The organism is Streptomyces sp. NPDC058632 (assembly GCF_042717095.1).
Classification (GTDB): Bacteria; Actinomycetota; Actinomycetes; order Streptomycetales; family Streptomycetaceae; genus Streptomyces.
Window position 1 is genome coordinate 13,098 of the sequence record NZ_JBHXQZ010000005.1, and the last position, 16,322, is coordinate 29,419.

The 16,322-nt window shown below is 67.2% G+C and carries 11 protein-coding genes and 1 tRNA gene; 2 read left to right on the top strand and 10 right to left on the bottom strand.

Features of this window, described 5'->3' with window-relative positions; translation table 11 throughout:
- Window positions 1-33 precede the first annotated feature (33 nt).
- The 10 genes from ACFWVE_RS03520 to ACFWVE_RS03565 all read right to left on the bottom strand — a co-directional run bounded on the left by ACFWVE_RS03520 (window position 34) and on the right by ACFWVE_RS03565 (window position 13,558).
- A complete protein-coding gene (locus tag ACFWVE_RS03520; RefSeq protein WP_384007809.1) occupies window positions 34-3,948 on the bottom strand; it encodes a DNA-directed RNA polymerase subunit beta' in 3,915 nt (1,304 codons plus the stop codon).
- Window positions 3,949-4,059: 111 nt separating this feature from the next.
- Complete coding sequence (rpoB, locus tag ACFWVE_RS03525; protein WP_384007811.1) at window positions 4,060-7,545, bottom strand: DNA-directed RNA polymerase subunit beta; 3,486 nt, start codon at window positions 7,543-7,545, stop codon at window positions 4,060-4,062.
- Window positions 7,546-8,189: 644 nt separating this feature from the next.
- The gene (rplL, locus tag ACFWVE_RS03530; protein WP_384007813.1) at window positions 8,190-8,573 is read right to left on the bottom strand and encodes a 50S ribosomal protein L7/L12; all 384 of its coding nucleotides are present in this window, start codon (window positions 8,571-8,573) and stop codon (window positions 8,190-8,192) included.
- Between the two features lie 115 nt (window positions 8,574-8,688).
- Window positions 8,689-9,219, bottom strand: a complete 531-nt coding sequence (gene rplJ, locus ACFWVE_RS03535; protein WP_384007815.1) for a 50S ribosomal protein L10 — start codon at window positions 9,217-9,219, stop codon at window positions 8,689-8,691.
- A 345-nt stretch (window positions 9,220-9,564) separates the two neighbouring features.
- Window positions 9,565-10,527, bottom strand: a complete 963-nt coding sequence (locus ACFWVE_RS03540; RefSeq protein WP_384007817.1) for a hypothetical protein — start codon at window positions 10,525-10,527, stop codon at window positions 9,565-9,567.
- 168 nt (window positions 10,528-10,695) lie between these two features.
- Window positions 10,696-11,421 carry a 50S ribosomal protein L1 gene (gene rplA, locus ACFWVE_RS03545; protein ID WP_384007819.1) on the bottom strand — a complete coding sequence of 242 codons (726 nt, stop codon included), beginning with the start codon at window positions 11,419-11,421 and terminating at the stop codon, window positions 10,696-10,698.
- A gap of 84 nt (window positions 11,422-11,505) precedes the next feature.
- Window positions 11,506-11,940 (bottom strand): 50S ribosomal protein L11, encoded by a 435-nt coding sequence (gene rplK, locus ACFWVE_RS03550; RefSeq protein ID WP_024883170.1) that lies wholly within the window; start codon window positions 11,938-11,940, stop codon window positions 11,506-11,508.
- A 189-nt stretch (window positions 11,941-12,129) separates the two neighbouring features.
- Window positions 12,130-13,011: a transcription termination/antitermination protein NusG gene (nusG, locus tag ACFWVE_RS03555; protein ID WP_384007821.1), complete on the bottom strand. Its 882-nt coding sequence runs from the start codon at window positions 13,009-13,011 to the stop codon at window positions 12,130-12,132.
- A gap of 80 nt (window positions 13,012-13,091) precedes the next feature.
- Window positions 13,092-13,376, bottom strand: a complete 285-nt coding sequence (secE, locus tag ACFWVE_RS03560; RefSeq protein WP_384007823.1) for a preprotein translocase subunit SecE — start codon at window positions 13,374-13,376, stop codon at window positions 13,092-13,094.
- 109 nt (window positions 13,377-13,485) lie between these two features.
- Window positions 13,486-13,558: transfer RNA gene (locus ACFWVE_RS03565), tRNA-Trp, on the bottom strand.
- Window positions 13,559-13,828: 270 nt separating this feature from the next.
- Here ACFWVE_RS03565 and ACFWVE_RS03570 point away from each other — a divergent pair.
- A complete protein-coding gene (locus ACFWVE_RS03570) occupies window positions 13,829-15,055 on the top strand; it encodes a pyridoxal phosphate-dependent aminotransferase (RefSeq protein WP_384007825.1) in 1,227 nt (408 codons plus the stop codon).
- Between the two features lie 213 nt (window positions 15,056-15,268).
- Window positions 15,269-16,309 (top strand): adenosine deaminase, encoded by a 1,041-nt coding sequence (locus tag ACFWVE_RS03575; protein WP_384007827.1) that lies wholly within the window; start codon window positions 15,269-15,271, stop codon window positions 16,307-16,309.
- Window positions 16,310-16,322 lie beyond the last annotated feature (13 nt).

Sequence of the window (16,322 nt, forward strand, 5' to 3'; positions counted from 1 at the left end):
GGTGACCGCCCTGCGGTACGTCGAGCGACCCGCTTACTGGTTGTACGGACCGTAGTCGTAGTCCTCCAGCGGCACGGCCTGCCCGGAGCCCGTGCCGAACGGCGAGTAGTCGATGTCGTCGTAGCCGACGGCCGAGTACATCGCGGCCTTGGCCTCCTCGGTCGGCTCGACCCGGATGTTGCGGTAGCGGGACAGGCCCGTACCGGCCGGGATGAGCTTACCGATGATGACGTTCTCCTTGAGGCCGATCAGGGAGTCGGACTTGGCGTTGATCGCCGCGTCCGTGAGGACCCTGGTCGTCTCCTGGAAGGACGCCGCCGACAGCCACGACTCGGTCGCCAGCGAGGCCTTGGTGATACCCATCAGCTGCGGACGGCCGGAAGCGGGGTGACCGCCCTCCTGCACCACACGACGGTTCTCGGTCTCGAACTTCGACCGCTCGACCAGCTCGCCGGGCAGCAGCTCGGCGTCGCCGGACTCGATGATCGTCACACGGCGGAGCATCTGCCGGATGATGATCTCGATGTGCTTGTCGTGGATCGACACACCCTGCGAGTTGTAGACCTTCTGGACCTCGCCGACCAGGTGGACCTGGACGGCCCGCTGACCCAGGATGCGCAGCACGTCGTGCGGGTTGGTGGCACCCACGGTGAGCTTCTGGCCCACCTCGACGTGATCGCCCTCGCCGACCATCAGACGGGCACGCTTCGAGATCGGGAACGCCGTCTCGTCGCTGCCGTCGTCCGGGGTGACGACGATCTTCTTCGTCTTCTCGGTCTCCTCGATCCGGATGCGGCCGGCGGCCTCGGAGATCGGGGCGACACCCTTCGGGGTACGGGCCTCGAAGAGCTCGACGACACGCGGCAGACCCTGCGTGATGTCGTCACCGGCCACACCACCGGTGTGGAAGGTACGCATCGTCAGCTGGGTGCCGGGCTCACCGATGGACTGGGCGGCGATGATGCCGACCGCCTCACCGATGTCGACCAGCTTGCCGGTGGCCAGCGAACGGCCGTAGCACATGGCGCAGGTGCCGACGGCGGACTCGCAGGTCAGGATCGAACGGGTCTTGACCTCCTCGACGCCGTGGTGCACCAGCTGGTCGATGAGCACGTCACCGAGGTCCACGTTGGCCGGCGCGATCACCTTGCCGTCGATGACGACGTCCTCGGCGAGCATGCGGGCGTAGACGCTGGTCTCGACGTCGTCCGTCTTCTGCAGGGTGCCGTCGGCCTCGCGCTTGGCGATCCGCAGCTTCAGACCGCGCTCGGTACCGCAGTCCTCCTCGCGGATGATGACGTCCTGGGAGACGTCGACCAGACGACGGGTGAGGTAACCCGAGTCGGCGGTCCGCAGAGCGGTGTCCGCCAGACCCTTACGGGCACCGTGCGTGGAGATGAAGTACTCCAGCACGGACAGACCCTCACGGAACGAGGCCTTGATGGGCCGCGGGATCGTCTCGTTCTTCGCGTTCGACACCAGACCACGCATACCGGCGATCTGACGCATCTGCATCATGTTGCCTCGTGCACCCGAGTTCACCATCATGAAGATCGGGTTGGTCTTCGGGAAGTTGTCGTTCATCGCCTCGGCGACCTCGTTGGTCGCCTTGGTCCAGATCGCGATGAGCTCCTGCGTGCGCTCGTCCTTGGTGATCAGACCGCGCTCGTACTGCTTCTGGACCTTCTCGTCCTGCGCCTCGTAGCCCTTGACGATCTCCTTCTTCGCCTCGGGAACGACGACGTCGGAGATGGCCACGGTCACACCGGAACGGGTCGCCCAGTGGAAGCCTGCCGCCTTCAGGTTGTCGAGCGTCGCCGCCACGATGACCTTCGGGTAGCGCTCGGCGAGGTCGTTGACGATCTCGGAGAGCTGCTTCTTGCCGACCTCGTAGTCGACGAACGGGTAGTCCTCGGGCAGCAGCTCGTTGAAGAGCGCACGGCCCAGCGTGGTGTTCAGCCGGAAGCTGTCACCCTGCTGCCACGCCCTCTCCCCGGCGTCGTCGTCGCCCTCCTCGCGCGCCGGCGGCATCCAGCCACGCGGCGGGATGGTGCCGACCGGGAAGCGGACGTCGATCCGCGACTGGAGCGACAGCTCACCCGCGTCGAAGGCCATGATCGCCTCGGCGACCGAGGCGAAGGAACGCTCCTCGCCCTTGAGCTCGCGCATCTCGCCGTCGGTGGTGAGGAAGAACAGACCGAGGACCATGTCCTGGGTCGGCATCGTCACCGGACGGCCGTCGGCGGGCTTGAGGATGTTGTTCGAGGACAGCATCAGGATGCGGGCCTCGGCCTGCGCCTCCGCGGACAGCGGCAGGTGGACGGCCATCTGGTCACCGTCGAAGTCCGCGTTGAACGCGGTGCACACGAGCGGGTGGATCTGGATGGCCTTGCCCTCGACCAGCTGCGGCTCGAAGGCCTGGATGCCGAGGCGGTGCAGCGTGGGCGCACGGTTCAGCAGAACCGGGTGCTCCGCGATGACCTCTTCCAGGACGTCGTACACGACCGTGCGGCCGCGCTCGACCATGCGCTTGGCGCTCTTGATGTTCTGCGCGTGGTTCAGGTCGACCAGGCGCTTCATCACGAACGGCTTGAACAGCTCCAGCGCCATCGCCTTCGGCAGACCGCACTGGTGCAGCTTCAGCTGCGGACCGACGACGATCACGGAACGCGCCGAGTAGTCCACGCGCTTGCCGAGGAGGTTCTGACGGAAGCGGCCCTGCTTGCCCTTGAGCATGTCGGACAGCGACTTCAGCGGACGGTTGCCGGGGCCCGTCACCGGGCGGCCGCGGCGGCCGTTGTCGAAGAGCGCGTCGACGGCCTCCTGGAGCATGCGCTTCTCGTTGTTCACGATGATCTCGGGCGCGCCGAGGTCGAGAAGCCGCTTCAGGCGGTTGTTGCGGTTGATGACACGGCGGTACAGGTCGTTCAGGTCGGAGGTCGCGAAGCGGCCACCGTCCAGCTGCACCATCGGACGCAGGTCCGGCGGGATGACCGGCACGCAGTCCAGCACCATGCCCTTGGGGCTGTTGCTGGTCTGCAGGAACGCGGAGACGACCTTGAGGCGCTTGAGCGCACGGGTCTTCTTCTGGCCCTTGCCGGTACGGATGATCTCGCGGAGACGCTCGGCCTCCTCCTCGAGGTCGAAGGACTCCAGGCGCTTCTGCAGCGCCGCGGCACCCATCGAACCGTCGAAGTACGTGCCGAAGCGGTCACGCAGCTCGCGGTAGAGCAGTTCGTCGCCCTCCAGGTCCTGGACCTTGAGGTTCTTGAACCGGTTCCACACCTCGTCGAGGCGGTCGATCTCGCGCTGCGCACGGTCGCGCAGCTGCTTCATCTCACGCTCGGCACCCTCGCGCACCTTGCGGCGCACATCGGCCTTGGCACCCTCGGCCTCGAGCTCGGCCAGGTCGGTCTCGAGCTTCTTGGCCCGGGCCTCCAGGTCGGCGTCGCGACGGTTCTCCACCTGCTGACGCTCGACGGAGACGTGCGCCTCCAGCGAGGGCAGGTCGCGGGTGCGGCGCTCCTCGTCGACGAACGTGATCATGTACGCCGCGAAGTAGATGACCTTCTCCAGGTCCTTCGGGGCGAGGTCGAGCAGGTATCCGAGGCGCGACGGAACGCCCTTGAAGTACCAGATGTGCGTGACGGGGGCGGCGAGTTCGATGTGGCCCATCCGCTCACGGCGCACCTTGGCGCGCGTGACCTCGACGCCACAGCGCTCACAGATGATGCCCTTGAAGCGGACACGCTTGTACTTGCCGCAGTAGCACTCCCAGTCCCGGGTCGGACCGAAGATCTTCTCGCAGAAGAGTCCGTCCTTCTCGGGCTTGAGGGTGCGGTAGTTGATGGTCTCGGGCTTCTTGACCTCACCGTGGCTCCACTGACGGATGTCGTCAGCGGTGGCCAGGCCGATCCGGAGCTCATCGAAGAAGTTGACGTCGAGCACTATGCGTCAATCCCTCTCAGGGTTGTAAGTCATGGGGTCTGATACGGGGGTCCTGGGGCCGGCCGGAGGCTCAGGGATCTTCATCACCGAACCTCCTGGCCAAAACTCCCGTCAGACCTCTTCGACGCTGCTCGGCTCGCGCCGGGACAGGTCGATGCCAAGCTCCTCCGCAGCGCGGAAGACGTCCTCGTCGGTGTCGCGCATCTCGATGGACATGCCGTCCGAGGACAGCACCTCCACGTTGAGGCACAGGGACTGCATCTCCTTGATGAGCACCTTGAAGGACTCGGGGATGCCGGGCTCGGGAATGTTCTCGCCCTTGACGATGGCCTCGTAGACCTTCACGCGGCCGGTGACGTCGTCGGACTTGATGGTCAGCAGTTCCTGGAGGGCGTATGCGGCGCCGTACGCCTCCAGCGCCCACACCTCCATCTCACCGAAGCGCTGGCCACCGAACTGGGCCTTACCACCCAGCGGCTGCTGGGTGATCATCGAGTACGGGCCGGTCGAGCGGGCGTGCAGCTTGTCGTCGACCAGGTGGTGCAGCTTGAGGATGTACATGTAGCCGACCGAGATCGGCTCCGGGAACGGCTCGCCGGAGCGGCCGTCGAACAGCCTCGCCTTGCCGGTCGGGAGCACCATGCGCTCGCCGTCCCGGTTCGGGATGGTGTGCTGCAGCAGGCCGGCCAGCTCGTCCTCGCGCGCACCGTCGAAGACGGGGGTGGCGACGTTGGTGCCGGGCTCGACCTTGTCGGCACCGATGACCTGCAGGCGCTGCGCCCATTCCTCGGCGAGGCCGGAGACGTCCCAGCCGCGGCTGGCGAGCCAGCCGAGGTGGATCTCCAGGACCTGTCCCGGGTTCATCCGGGACGGGACACCGAGGGGGTTGAGGATGATGTCGACCGGGGTGCCGTCCTCCAGGAACGGCATGTCCTCGATCGGCAGGATCTTCGAGATGACGCCCTTGTTGCCGTGCCGGCCGGCGAGCTTGTCACCGTCGGTGATCTTGCGCTTCTGCGCGACGTAGACGCGCACCAGCTGGTTCACACCGGGGGGAAGCTCGTCGCCCTCCTCGCGGTCGAAGACGCGCACGCCGATGATCTTGCCGATCTCGCCGTGCGGCACCTTCAGCGAGGTGTCACGGACCTCACGGGCCTTCTCACCGAAGATCGCGCGCAGCAGGCGCTCCTCCGGGGTCAGCTCGGTCTCGCCCTTGGGCGTGACCTTGCCGACGAGGATGTCACCGGCGACGACCTCGGCACCGATGCGGATGATGCCGCGCTCGTCGAGGTCGGCGAGGACCTCCTCGGAGACGTTCGGGATGTCCCGGGTGATCTCCTCGGGGCCGAGCTTGGTGTCACGGGCGTCGACCTCGTGCTCCTCGATGTGGATCGAGGAGAGGACGTCGTCCTGGACGAGGCGCTGCGACAGGATGATCGCGTCCTCGTAGTTGTGACCCTCCCACGGCATGAACGCGACCAGCAGGTTCTTGCCGAGCGCCATCTCGCCGTTCTCGGTGGCCGGACCGTCGGCGAGGATCTGGCCCTCGATGACACGGTCGCCCTCGTTGACGATGACCTTCTGGTTGACCGAGGTGCCCTGGTTGGAGCGGGCGAACTTGGCCAGGCGGTACGTGATGTACGTGCCGTCGTCGTTGGTCGTGGTGATGTAGTCCGCGGAGACCTCCTGGACCACACCCGCCTTCTCGGCCTTGACCACGTCACCGGCGTCGGCGGCGGAGCGGTACTCCATGCCGGTGCCGACGAGCGGGGACTCGGAGCGGATCAGCGGCACGGCCTGACGCATCATGTTCGCGCCCATGAGGGCACGGTTGGCGTCGTCGTGCTCGAGGAAGGGGATCATGGCGGTCGCGACCGACACCATCTGGCGCGGCGAGACGTCCATGTAGTCGACCTCGTCGGGGCTGACGTAGTCGACCTCGCCGCCCTTGCGGCGGACCAGCACGCGGGCCTCGGCGAACCGCAGGTCGTCGTTCAGCGGCGCGTTGGCCTGGGCGATGACGAAGCGGTCCTCCTCGTCGGCGGTCAGGTAGTCGACGTCGTCGGTGACCTGGCCGTCGATCACCTTGCGGTACGGGGTCTCGACGAAGCCGAACGCGTTGACCCGGCCGTAGGAGGCGAGCGAGCCGATCAGACCGATGTTCGGGCCTTCAGGGGTCTCGATCGGGCACATGCGGCCGTAGTGCGAGGGGTGCACGTCACGGACCTCGAAGCCGGCCCGCTCACGGGAGAGACCACCCGGGCCGAGCGCGGACAGACGACGCTTGTGCGTCAGCCCGGACAGCGGGTTGTTCTGGTCCATGAACTGGGACAGCTGGCTGGTGCCGAAGAACTCCTTGATGGAGGCGACGACCGGCCGGATGTTGATCAGGGTCTGCGGCGTGATCGCCTCGACGTCCTGCGTCGTCATGCGCTCGCGCACGACGCGCTCCATCCGGGCCAGACCCGTACGGACCTGGTTCTGGATGAGCTCGCCGACGCTGCGCAGGCGGCGGTTGCCGAAGTGGTCGATGTCGTCCGTCTCGACGACGATGTTCTGACCGCTGTCACCGACGGTCTCCACCTCGCCGGCGTGCAGCTTCACCAGGTACTTGATCGTCGAGATGACGTCCTCGACGGTCAGCACGCCGGCGTCGAGCGGCGCGTCGGCACCCAGCTTCTTGTTGACCTTGTAACGGCCGACCTTGGCGAGGTCGTAGCGCTTCGGGTTGAAGTAGAGGTTCTCGAGCAGCGTCTGCGCGGCCTCACGGGTGGGGGGCTCGCCCGGACGCAGCTTGCGGTAGATGTCGAGCAGCGCGTCGTCCTGGCCCTGGGTGTGGTCCTTCTCCAGGGTGGCGCGCATGGACTCGTACTCGCCGAACTCCTCGAGGATCTGCTCGGTGGTCCAGCCGAGCGCCTTGAGCAGGACGGTGACGGACTGCTTGCGCTTGCGGTCGACGCGGACGCCGACCATGTCGCGCTTGTCGATCTCCATCTCCAGCCAGGCACCCCGGGAGGGGATGATCTTGGCGGAGAAGATGTCCTTGTCGGACGTCTTGTCGATGCTGGAGTCGAAGTAGACACCCGGCGAACGGACCAGCTGCGACACCACGACACGCTCGGTGCCGTTGATGACGAAGGTGCCCTTGTTCGTCATGAGCGGGAAGTCGCCCATGAAGACCGTCTGGGACTTGATCTCGCCGGTCTCGTTATTGGTGAACTCGGCGGTGACGAAGAGCGGCGCCGCGTACGTGAAGTCGCGGTCCTTGCACTCGTCGATGCTGTTCTTCGGGGGCTCGAAGCGGTGGTCGCGGAAGGTCAGCGACATCGACCCGGAGAAGTCCTCGATCGGGGAGATCTCCTCGAAGATCTCCTCCAGGCCGGACTTGGTGGGGACGTCCTGACCGTTCTCCAGAGCGGCCTCGACGCGAGCCTTCCAGGCCTCGTTGCCGAGCAGCCAGTCGAAGCTCTCGGTTTGCAGCGCGAGAAGGTTCGGAACCTCGAGGGGCTCCCTGATCTTTGCAAAGGAGATGCGCAGCGGGGCGGTGCTGGCAGCGTTGTTCGTATTCGAGGTCGAGGCATTGCGCGAGGCGGCCAAGAGGGGGTCCTTCCGAGGGCTCGGACTCACTACGCGCGTACCGGCCCCTCACGGGACACAACGGCAGATACTTCACTTCCCGGCGGAAAAGGCCAGGTCGGAGAGATCTGATCGTCAATGCTCAAGTGAGGGCACGCCCCTGGTGACGGGCAGGGGACAGCTAACAGGCAGCGCAAAGGGACAGTGTAGCCACTTGGCACACTGATGTCCAGTGCGGGTTCTCGAGACCCTCGAAGGCCCTCGTTGCTCTCAACTCCTGCGACCGACTGTTGTGACTGTGCGACACGGTCCTGCCCTCAACGCACCGTGATACTGCCCTCTTCGGCGCCGATCCATGCCTCGGATTCGGATCCTTGTGACGACGCGTCCTGAGAATTGCGCGCCACGTGCGGTTCGTCAAGGCCCCCTTGCCCGAACCGCCTTCCGACGGGCGACCCCTCGCGGCCCGCGCGGGGCCGCAACGAAGATCACCCTACCCCCCGCCGTCCCGGGTTCGAGGAAGCCGCCGCCGGGCCCGGAGACACCGAAGAGCGACCACCCGGATGGATGATCGCTCCTCGGCGCTTACGCGTTACACGCCCTGCTGGACGCGGTGCGGATCCGGCGCTGCCGGACCGCGGAGGTCCTGTCGGACCCGGAAGGTCCTACTTGACCTCGACGGAGGCACCGGCGCCCTCGAGGGCCTCCTTGGCCTTCTCCGCGGCTTCCTTGGCGACCTTCTCGACGACGGCCTTCGGCGCGCCGTCGACCAGGTCCTTGGCCTCCTTCAGGCCGAGGGAGGTCAGCTCGCGCACGACCTTGATGACCTGGATCTTCTTGTCGCCGGCGCCGGTGAGGATGACGTCGAACTCGTCCTGCTCGGCCTCGGCCTCGACGGCGGCGGCCGGGCCGGCCGGACCGGCCACGGCGACCGCGGCGGCGGCGGTGACGTCGAACTTCTCCTCGAAGGCCTTCACGAACTCGGAGAGCTCGATGAGCGTCATGCCCTCGAACTGGGCCAGCAGCTCGTCCTGGGTGAGCTTCGCCATGATGGCGGTCCTTCCACTAAATCGGCAGGTGCCGGGTGTACTGGGTGAGGCGGGCGTACGTCGGGCCCGCTATGACCCTTGCCTCATGTCGGCGAGGGCCGGAAAGCGAGCCGAATTACTCGGCACCGCCCTGCTCGTCCTGCTTGGCGCGAAGCGCGTCCACGGTGCGGACGAGCTTCGACGGAAGCGCCTGGAAGAGCTGAGCAGTCTGGGACTGCTTGCCCTTGAAGGCACCCGCCAGCTTGGAGAGCAGAACCTCGCGGGACTCGAGGTCCGCGAGCTTCTTGATCTCGTCGGCGGACAGCGCCTTACCGTCAAGGACACCGCCCTTGATGACGAGATTCGGGTTGTCCTTGGCGAAGTCACGAAGACCCTTCGCCGACTCCACCGGGTCACCGGTGACGAAGGCGACTGCCGTCGGACCGTTGAACAGGTCGTCCAGCGTCGTGATCCCGGCCTCGTTGGCCGCAATCTTGGTCAGCGTGTTCTTCACCACGGCGTACTGGGCGTTCTCACCGAGCGAACGGCGCAGCTGCTTGAGCTGCGCCACGGTGAGACCGCGGTACTCGGTCAGCACGGCGGCGCTCGAGTTGCGGAACTGGTCCGTCAGCTCGGCAACCGCGGCAGCCTTGTCGGGCCTCGCCATAGAGCCTCGGCCTCCTTCCGGGTGATTCGGACCGCGCGGACCCGAAGGAGGACTGGGGAAAACGAAACGCCCCGGGCGCAGGCGCACGGGGCTGGGTTCAACCGGTTGTTTCGCATCCTCGCGGCCGCGAATTCCGGGAACTCTTCCACTGTCACCTGCGCGGGTCGTCCGCAGTTCAGCGGATCCTTCGGCCACCGCACCCTCTTGCAAGTGCACGGCAACGACCAGCGGTCTTTGGCTTCTTCTGGAGAGTACGGGAACGGATCGCCGCGAGGCAAATCCGCTCCGCCGGGACGTCCGGGACGGACCGTCAGGACGGTCGGGCCGTCAGGACGGTCGCGGCGCTCAGGCGTCGGCCCCGGCGTCCGCGAGCCCTTCCCCGAGGCTCTCCAGCATCTCGAAGAGATCGACCGTGTCCTTGGCCGGCGGCGCCTCGACCTCGGCCTGGGCCCCGTAGTCGGAGTAGTGCGTCGTGATCTCGACCGTGCCCTCGTCCGACTCCATGCCGAGGACCATCTTGACCGGGTAGTCGTCCTCGTTGACCCAGACCTCGGTGTCGTAGCCCTTCACGCCCGACTTCTCAGCGTTGGCGATGAGCTCCTTGCGTTCCTCCCCGGAGAGGAAGTCGAAGGACTCGTTGCCCTCGATGATCTCCTCGAAGGTCAGGGTGCCCTTGTAGTGCTGCGCCTGGACGCCGTCGGCCTTCTGCGGGCCGACGTGCTTCAGGTTGGGCGACTCGAGCAGCAGGGCCAGCTGCTGGGCCGGGTCCTGGTTCATGCTCTCCAGGCTGCCGGTCATCTGCTTCTGCAGTTCCTCGCTTCCGGCCTTCTCGGCAATGGCCCGGAAGTCCAGCTTCATCCAGCGCTTGCCGTCCATCTCGGCGGCCTGCTCCGCGCCCATGTCCGCGTACATGACGTTGTCCAGCATGATCATGCGGATCTCGGAGGGCGCGTCGGGATCGGTCCCCTCGAGGTCGGATCCCTTGATGGTCATATCCATGACCGCCGGGTCCCAGCCCTGGACCCCGGTCATCTCCATGGTGCCGTTGCCCGCCACGCCCACCATGTCCCCCATGCCCTGCATGCCGGCGGGCATCGACATGGTCATCCGGACCTTGGCGGACTTCGCCTCGGCCGTCTTCTTGAAGGCGGCCTGGAGGACCTCGGCCGCCTCGCCCCGGGACTGGACCTCGGGCTCCGCCGCCTTCCCCTTCGCGCCCCCGTCTCCGGGCTGACAGCCCGAGACACCCGCGACGACCGTCACGGCCGCCACGCAGACCCCCGCGCGCTTCCATGCGGACATGCCCATGAATCCCCACCCCTGGTTTGTTTTGTCTTGCCTGTGAAGTCTGTTGAACCGTAACCCACCCGACTGACACGGGTGTACGAGAAAACCCGCCCCCGCGCCTCGGAAGGCGCGGGGGCGGGTTCACGGTGTGCTCGGTGAGCGCGGGCCGGCCGGGCCGGCCCGACGGGCTCAGACCGCCGCCGGGTCCTCTTCGACGAGGAGGTTGCGGGTGCGGTTCGGGTCGAGCGGAACGCCGGGGCCGATCGTGGTGCTGATCGCGGCCTTCTTGATGTACCGGCCCTTCGCGGCGGACGGCTTCAGACGGAGGATCTCCTCCAGCGCGGCGCCGTAGTTCTCCACCAGCTTGGTGTCGTCGAAGGACGCCTTGCCGATGATGAAGTGCAGGTTCGAGTGCTTGTCGACGCGGAACTCGATCTTGCCACCCTTGATGTCGTTGACAGCCTTGGTGACGTCCGGGGTGACGGTGCCGGTCTTGGGGTTCGGCATGAGACCACGGGGACCGAGCACGCGGCCGAGGCGGCCGACCTTGCCCATGAGGTCCGGGGTGGCGACGACGGCGTCGAAGTCCAGACGGCCCTTCGACACCTCGTCGATCAGTTCGTCGGCGCCGACGATGTCGGCGCCCGCGGCACGCGCGGCCTCGGCACGGTCGCCGGTCGCGAAGACCAGGACCCGGGCGGTCTTGCCGGTGCCGTGCGGGAGGTTCACGGTGCCACGGACCATCTGGTCGGCCTTGCGCGGGTCAACGCCCAGGCGGAAGGCGACCTCGACGGTGCCGTCGAACTTCGAGGTGGAGGTCTCCTTGGCGAGACGGACGGCCTCGAGCGGGGCGTACAGCTTCTCCCGGTCGATCTTGGCGTCCGCAGCGCGGAGAGACTTGCTGCGCTTGCTCACGTATAGCTCCTGTGGGTTCTTAGGAGTCGTGGTCCGGGCCGAGCGGGCCCTTCCACACTTCTGCTTGGCTTACGGGGGTGGAGGTCAGCCCTCGACCGTGATGCCCATGGAACGGGCGGTGCCGGCGATGATCTTCGACGCGGCGTCCAGGTCGTTGGCGTTGAGGTCGGGCATCTTGGTCGTGGCGATCTCACGGACCTGGTCGGCGGTGATTTTCGCGACCTTGGTCTTGTGCGGCTCACCGGAGCCCTTCTCCACGCCCGCGGCCTTGAGGATCATCTTCGCGGCCGGCGGGGTCTTGGTGATGAAGGTGAAGGAACGGTCCTCGTAGACCGTGATCTCCACCGGGATGACCCAGCCGCGCTGCGACTCGGTCGCGGCGTTGTAGGCCTTGCAGAACTCCATGATGTTGACGCCGTGCTGACCCAGCGCGGGGCCGACCGGCGGAGCCGGGTTGGCGGCACCGGCCTGGATCTGGAGCTTGATGAGCCCCGTGACCTTCTTCTTCTTGGGAGGCATGGCTCTCCGGGTCCTTTCGATTCGGGTCCTGCCCGCGTACCGGGAATCAACCCGGACACAGGCATACCGCACAACGATAGCGGGTATGGATGTGCGGCCAAAAACCGAGCAGGTCAGGCGGACGCCTGAGCGTTCGCCTGACCTGCTCGGAAGCTGCTGTCCAGAATGTTCGGACTGCCCGGAACCGGGTCAGTTCTTCTGGATCTGGTCGAAGGAGAGCTCGACCGGCGTCTCACGGCCGAAGATCTCCACCAGGCCCTTGACCTTCTTGGAGTCGGGGTTGATCTCGTTGATGGTCGCCTGGAGGGTGGCGAACGGGCCGTCGGTGACGGTGACCGAGTCGCCGACCTCGAAGTCCAGCACCTGGACCTCGACCCTGCGCTGCGGAGCCGGCTTGCCCTCGGCCTCGGCGGCCTCGCGGGCGGCCTTCTCCTCGGCCTCCGGGGCGAGCATCTTGACGATCTCGTCCAGGGTCAGCGGGTAGGGGTCGTAGGCGTTGCCCACGAAGCCGGTGACACCGGGAGTGTTGCGGACGACGCCCCAGGACTCGTTCGTCAGGTCCATGCGGACCAGGACGTAACCCGGGAGCTTGTTCTGCTTGATCGTCTTGCGGTCGCCGTTCTTGATCTGGACGACCTCTTCCTGCGGCACCTCGGCCTGGAAGATGAAGTCCTCGACGTTCAGCGAGACGGCACGCTGCTCCAGGTTGGTCTTCACCCGGTTCTCGTACCCCGCGTACGTGTGGATGACGTACCACTCGCCGGGCAGCCTCCGCAGTTCCTCACGGAGCTTCTCGACCGGGTCGCGGTCGTCCTTGGCCTCTTCGGCCTCGACCTCGGCCTCTTCGGCCTCGACGGTTTCGGTCTCGTCCGCGGTGTCCTCGTCGGAGTCCACGTCGTCGGCCTCTGCGGCCTCGGGGGTCGGATCGGCCGCCGTACCGGACTCGTCCGCGGCGGCATCGACAGCCTCGACCTCGGTGGAGGCCTCGTTGTCCGCGCCCCCGACGATGTCGAGCTCGTCCTCGACGGACTCGACCGGCTCGATGGCGTCGTTCACGTTCGGGTCAGACACGGTGGCTGCTTCTTCCTGGATACATAGGGGTGGAACACGCGAAAGGAGCGCCGGGTACCTCGGCGCTCTTCGCAGGCGGCTCAGCCGAAGACGTACTTGGCGACGTGGCCGAGCCCGTAGTCGATCAGAGTGATCAGGCCGATCATGACGACCACAAAGATGATCACTGCGGTTGTGTACGACGTCAGCTGATTCCGGGTCGGCCAGACAACCTTGCGAAGCTCCGCCACGATCTGGCGGTAGAAGAGCGCGAGGCGCTTCAGGGGGCCCTTCTTGGCCCGCTTCCCGCCCTTGCGGCTCTTCTTGGAGTCCGGCGCCTCGTCCTCGGCATCAGGCATGTCGATGGAGCCCACGGCGTCCGTCACTCGTCCTCACCTGATTCCGGGTCGTGGCCGTGCCGCGCCCGGTATGAGCCGCACGGCGGTGCATTGCTGTACGTACATGCGTACACATCCTGGCTAAGGTTGTGTGTAGCAGGGCCGGAGGGACTTGAACCCCCAACCGCTGGTTTTGGAGACCAGTGCTCTACCAATTGAGCTACGACCCTTTGTGTGTACCCCAACGTACCGCATCCGCCCGGATGCTTGGTGTGCACCCGGTGAGCGCGGCCGCAGAAGGCCAACGAGGTGTGAGTGTACGTGTTTCGGGGCCGGGCGTCGAACAGAAAGCGCCCGTGACCGGTCTCCCTGCCGAAGATCGTCCTGGCCGAGGAGGTCCGGCGGGACGGATCCGGACTGGTGTTCAGAGGGGGGCCAGAACCTGTTCAGTCCGTGAAACCCCCGTGCCGGGCAGGTTTCCGGTCTGGAACGATGGACCCATGAGCGCTGCAACCCCTCCCACCGAGCGCCGGGTCTCCGCCCGGGTCGGTGCGATCTCCGAGTCCGCCACCCTCGCCGTGGACGCCAAGGCCAAGGCCCTCAAGGCCGCCGGGCGACCGGTGATCGGCTTCGGCGCCGGTGAACCCGACTTCCCGACTCCGGACTACATCGTCGACGCCGCGATCGAGGCGTGCCGGAACCCGAAGTACCACCGCTACACGCCGGCCGGCGGGCTGCCCGAACTGAAGGCCGCGATCGCCGCGAAGACGCTGCGCGACTCCGGCTACGAGGTGGACCCCGCCCAGGTCCTCGTCACCAACGGCGGGAAGCAGGCCATCTACGAGGCCTTCGCCGCGATCCTCGACCCGGGCGACGAGGTCATCGTCCCGGCCCCCTACTGGACGACGTACCCGGAGTCGATCCGGCTGGCCGGCGGTGTCCCGGTCGACGTCGTCGCCGACGAGACGACCGGCTACCGCGTCAGCGTGGAGCAGCTGGAGGCCGCGCGGACGGAGAAGACCAAGGTCGTCCTGTTCGTCTCCCCCTCGAACCCGACCGGCGCGGTCTACAGCGCCGAGGACGCCGAGGCGATCGGCCGCTGGGCGGTCGAGCACGGTCTGTGGGTGCTGACCGACGAGATCTACGAGCACCTGGTCTACGGCGACGCCACCTTCACCTCGCTGCCCGCCGTCCTGCCGGAACTGCGGGACAAGTGCATCGTGGTCAACGGTGTCGCGAAGACGTACGCGATGACCGGCTGGCGGGTCGGGTGGATCATCGGCCCGAAGGACGTCGTGAAGGCCGCCACCAACCTGCAGTCGCACGCCACGTCGAACGTGTCGAACGTCGCCCAGGTGGCGGCGCTGGCCGCGGTCTCCGGCTCCCTGGACGCGGTCGCCACGATGCGTGAGGCCTTCGACCGCCGGCGCAGGACCATCGTGCGGATGCTCAACGAGATCGACGGCGTGGTCTGCCCCGAGCCCGAGGGAGCGTTCTACGCCTACCCGTCGGTGCGAGCCCTGATCGGCAAGGAGATCCGGGGCAAGCGGCCGCAGAACTCCGTGGAGCTGGCCGCGCTCATCCTCGAGGAGGTCGAGGTCGCGGTCGTACCGGGCGAGGCCTTCGGTACTCCGGGGTACCTGCGGCTGTCCTACGCGCTGGGCGACGAGGACCTGGTGGAGGGCGTGAGCCGGATCCAGAAGCTGCTGGCGGAGGCACAGGACTGAGTCCGACCACTCGTGCGAGTGAACAGGATCGACTGGAACCCACTCGCTCGAGTGGTGTGCGGGCCGTCTCCCTTTCGAGGGAGGCGGCCCGCTTCCGTTCCCTCGTATTCCCTCGTATTCCCTCGCACCGGTCCCCTCGTACCGACGTGCGAGCAAGGCCACGTTCAGGGAAAACGCTACCGGGGCCGCCGGGAGGTGCGGCAGGATCCTGGAATGGAACGTGTACGTGACCTCTCCCTGCTGCCGAAGGCCCATCTGCACCTGCACTTCACCGGGTCGATGCGCCCCGCCACCGTGCTGGAACTGGCCGACAAGTACGGCGTGCACCTCCCCGAGGCGCTGACCGACGCGCTGACCAGCGGGGAGCCACCGAGTCTGCGGGCCACGGACGAGCGGGGCTGGTTCCGGTTCCAGCGGCTGTACGACGCGGCGCGCTCGTGCCTGAGGGAACCGGAGGACATCCAGCGGCTGGTACGGGAAGCCGCGGAGGAGGACCTGAAGGACGGCTCGGGCTGGCTGGAGATCCAGGTCGATCCGACGTCGTACGCGCCGCGGCTGGGCGGGCTGATCCCGGCGCTGGAGGTCATCCTGGACGCGGTGGACGCGGCGCGGCGGGACACCGGGCTCGGGATCCGGGTACTGGTCGCCGCGAACCGGATGAAGCACCACCTGGACGCGCGCACACTGGCCCGGCTGGCGGTGCGGTACACGGACCGGGGCGTCATCGGGTTCGGACTGTCCAACGACGAGCGGCGTGGCATGGCCCGGGACTTCGACCGGGCGTTCGCCATCGCGCGCGAGGGCGGGCTGCTGTCCGTGCCGCACGGCGGCGAGCTGGCCGGGTCCGCGTCCGTGCGGGACTGTCTGGACGACCTGGAGGCCGACCGGATCGGGCACGGGGTGCGGGCGGCGGAGGACCCGCGGCTGGTGCAGCGGCTCGCGGACCGGCAGGTGACGTGCGAGGTGTGTCCGGCGTCGAACGTGGCGCTGGGCGTCTACGAGAAGCCGGGGGACGTGCCCTTGCGGAAGCTGTTCGAGGCGGGTGTGCCGTTGGCGCTGGGGGCGGACGATCCGCTGCTGTTCGGCTCGCGGCTGGCGGCCCAGTACGAGATCGCGCGTGAGCACCACGGGTTCACGGACGCCGAGCTGGCGGAGCTGGCGCGGCAGTCGGTGCGCGGGTCGGCGGCGCCGGAGGCGGTCAAGGCGGAGCTGCTGGCGGGGGTCGACACGTGGCTCACTGCGCCGATGGGATGACGGGCGGACCGCG

What these genes read in the sequence shown, in the direction of transcription:
- rplL (WP_384007813.1), bottom strand. Translation starts at nt 8,573, where the DNA reads ATGGCGAAGCTCACCCAGGACGAGCTGCTGGCCCAGTTCGAGGGCATG.
- rplJ (WP_384007815.1), bottom strand. Translation starts at nt 9,219, where the DNA reads ATGGCGAGGCCCGACAAGGCTGCCGCGGTTGCCGAGCTGACGGACCAG.
- ACFWVE_RS03540 (WP_384007817.1), bottom strand. Translation starts at nt 10,527, where the DNA reads ATGGGCATGTCCGCATGGAAGCGCGCGGGGGTCTGCGTGGCGGCCGTG.
- rplK (WP_024883170.1), bottom strand. Translation starts at nt 11,940, where the DNA reads ATGCCTCCCAAGAAGAAGAAGGTCACGGGGCTCATCAAGCTCCAGATC.
- ACFWVE_RS03570 (WP_384007825.1), top strand. Translation starts at nt 13,829, where the DNA reads ATGAGCGCTGCAACCCCTCCCACCGAGCGCCGGGTCTCCGCCCGGGTC.
- ACFWVE_RS03575 (WP_384007827.1), top strand. Translation starts at nt 15,269, where the DNA reads ATGGAACGTGTACGTGACCTCTCCCTGCTGCCGAAGGCCCATCTGCAC.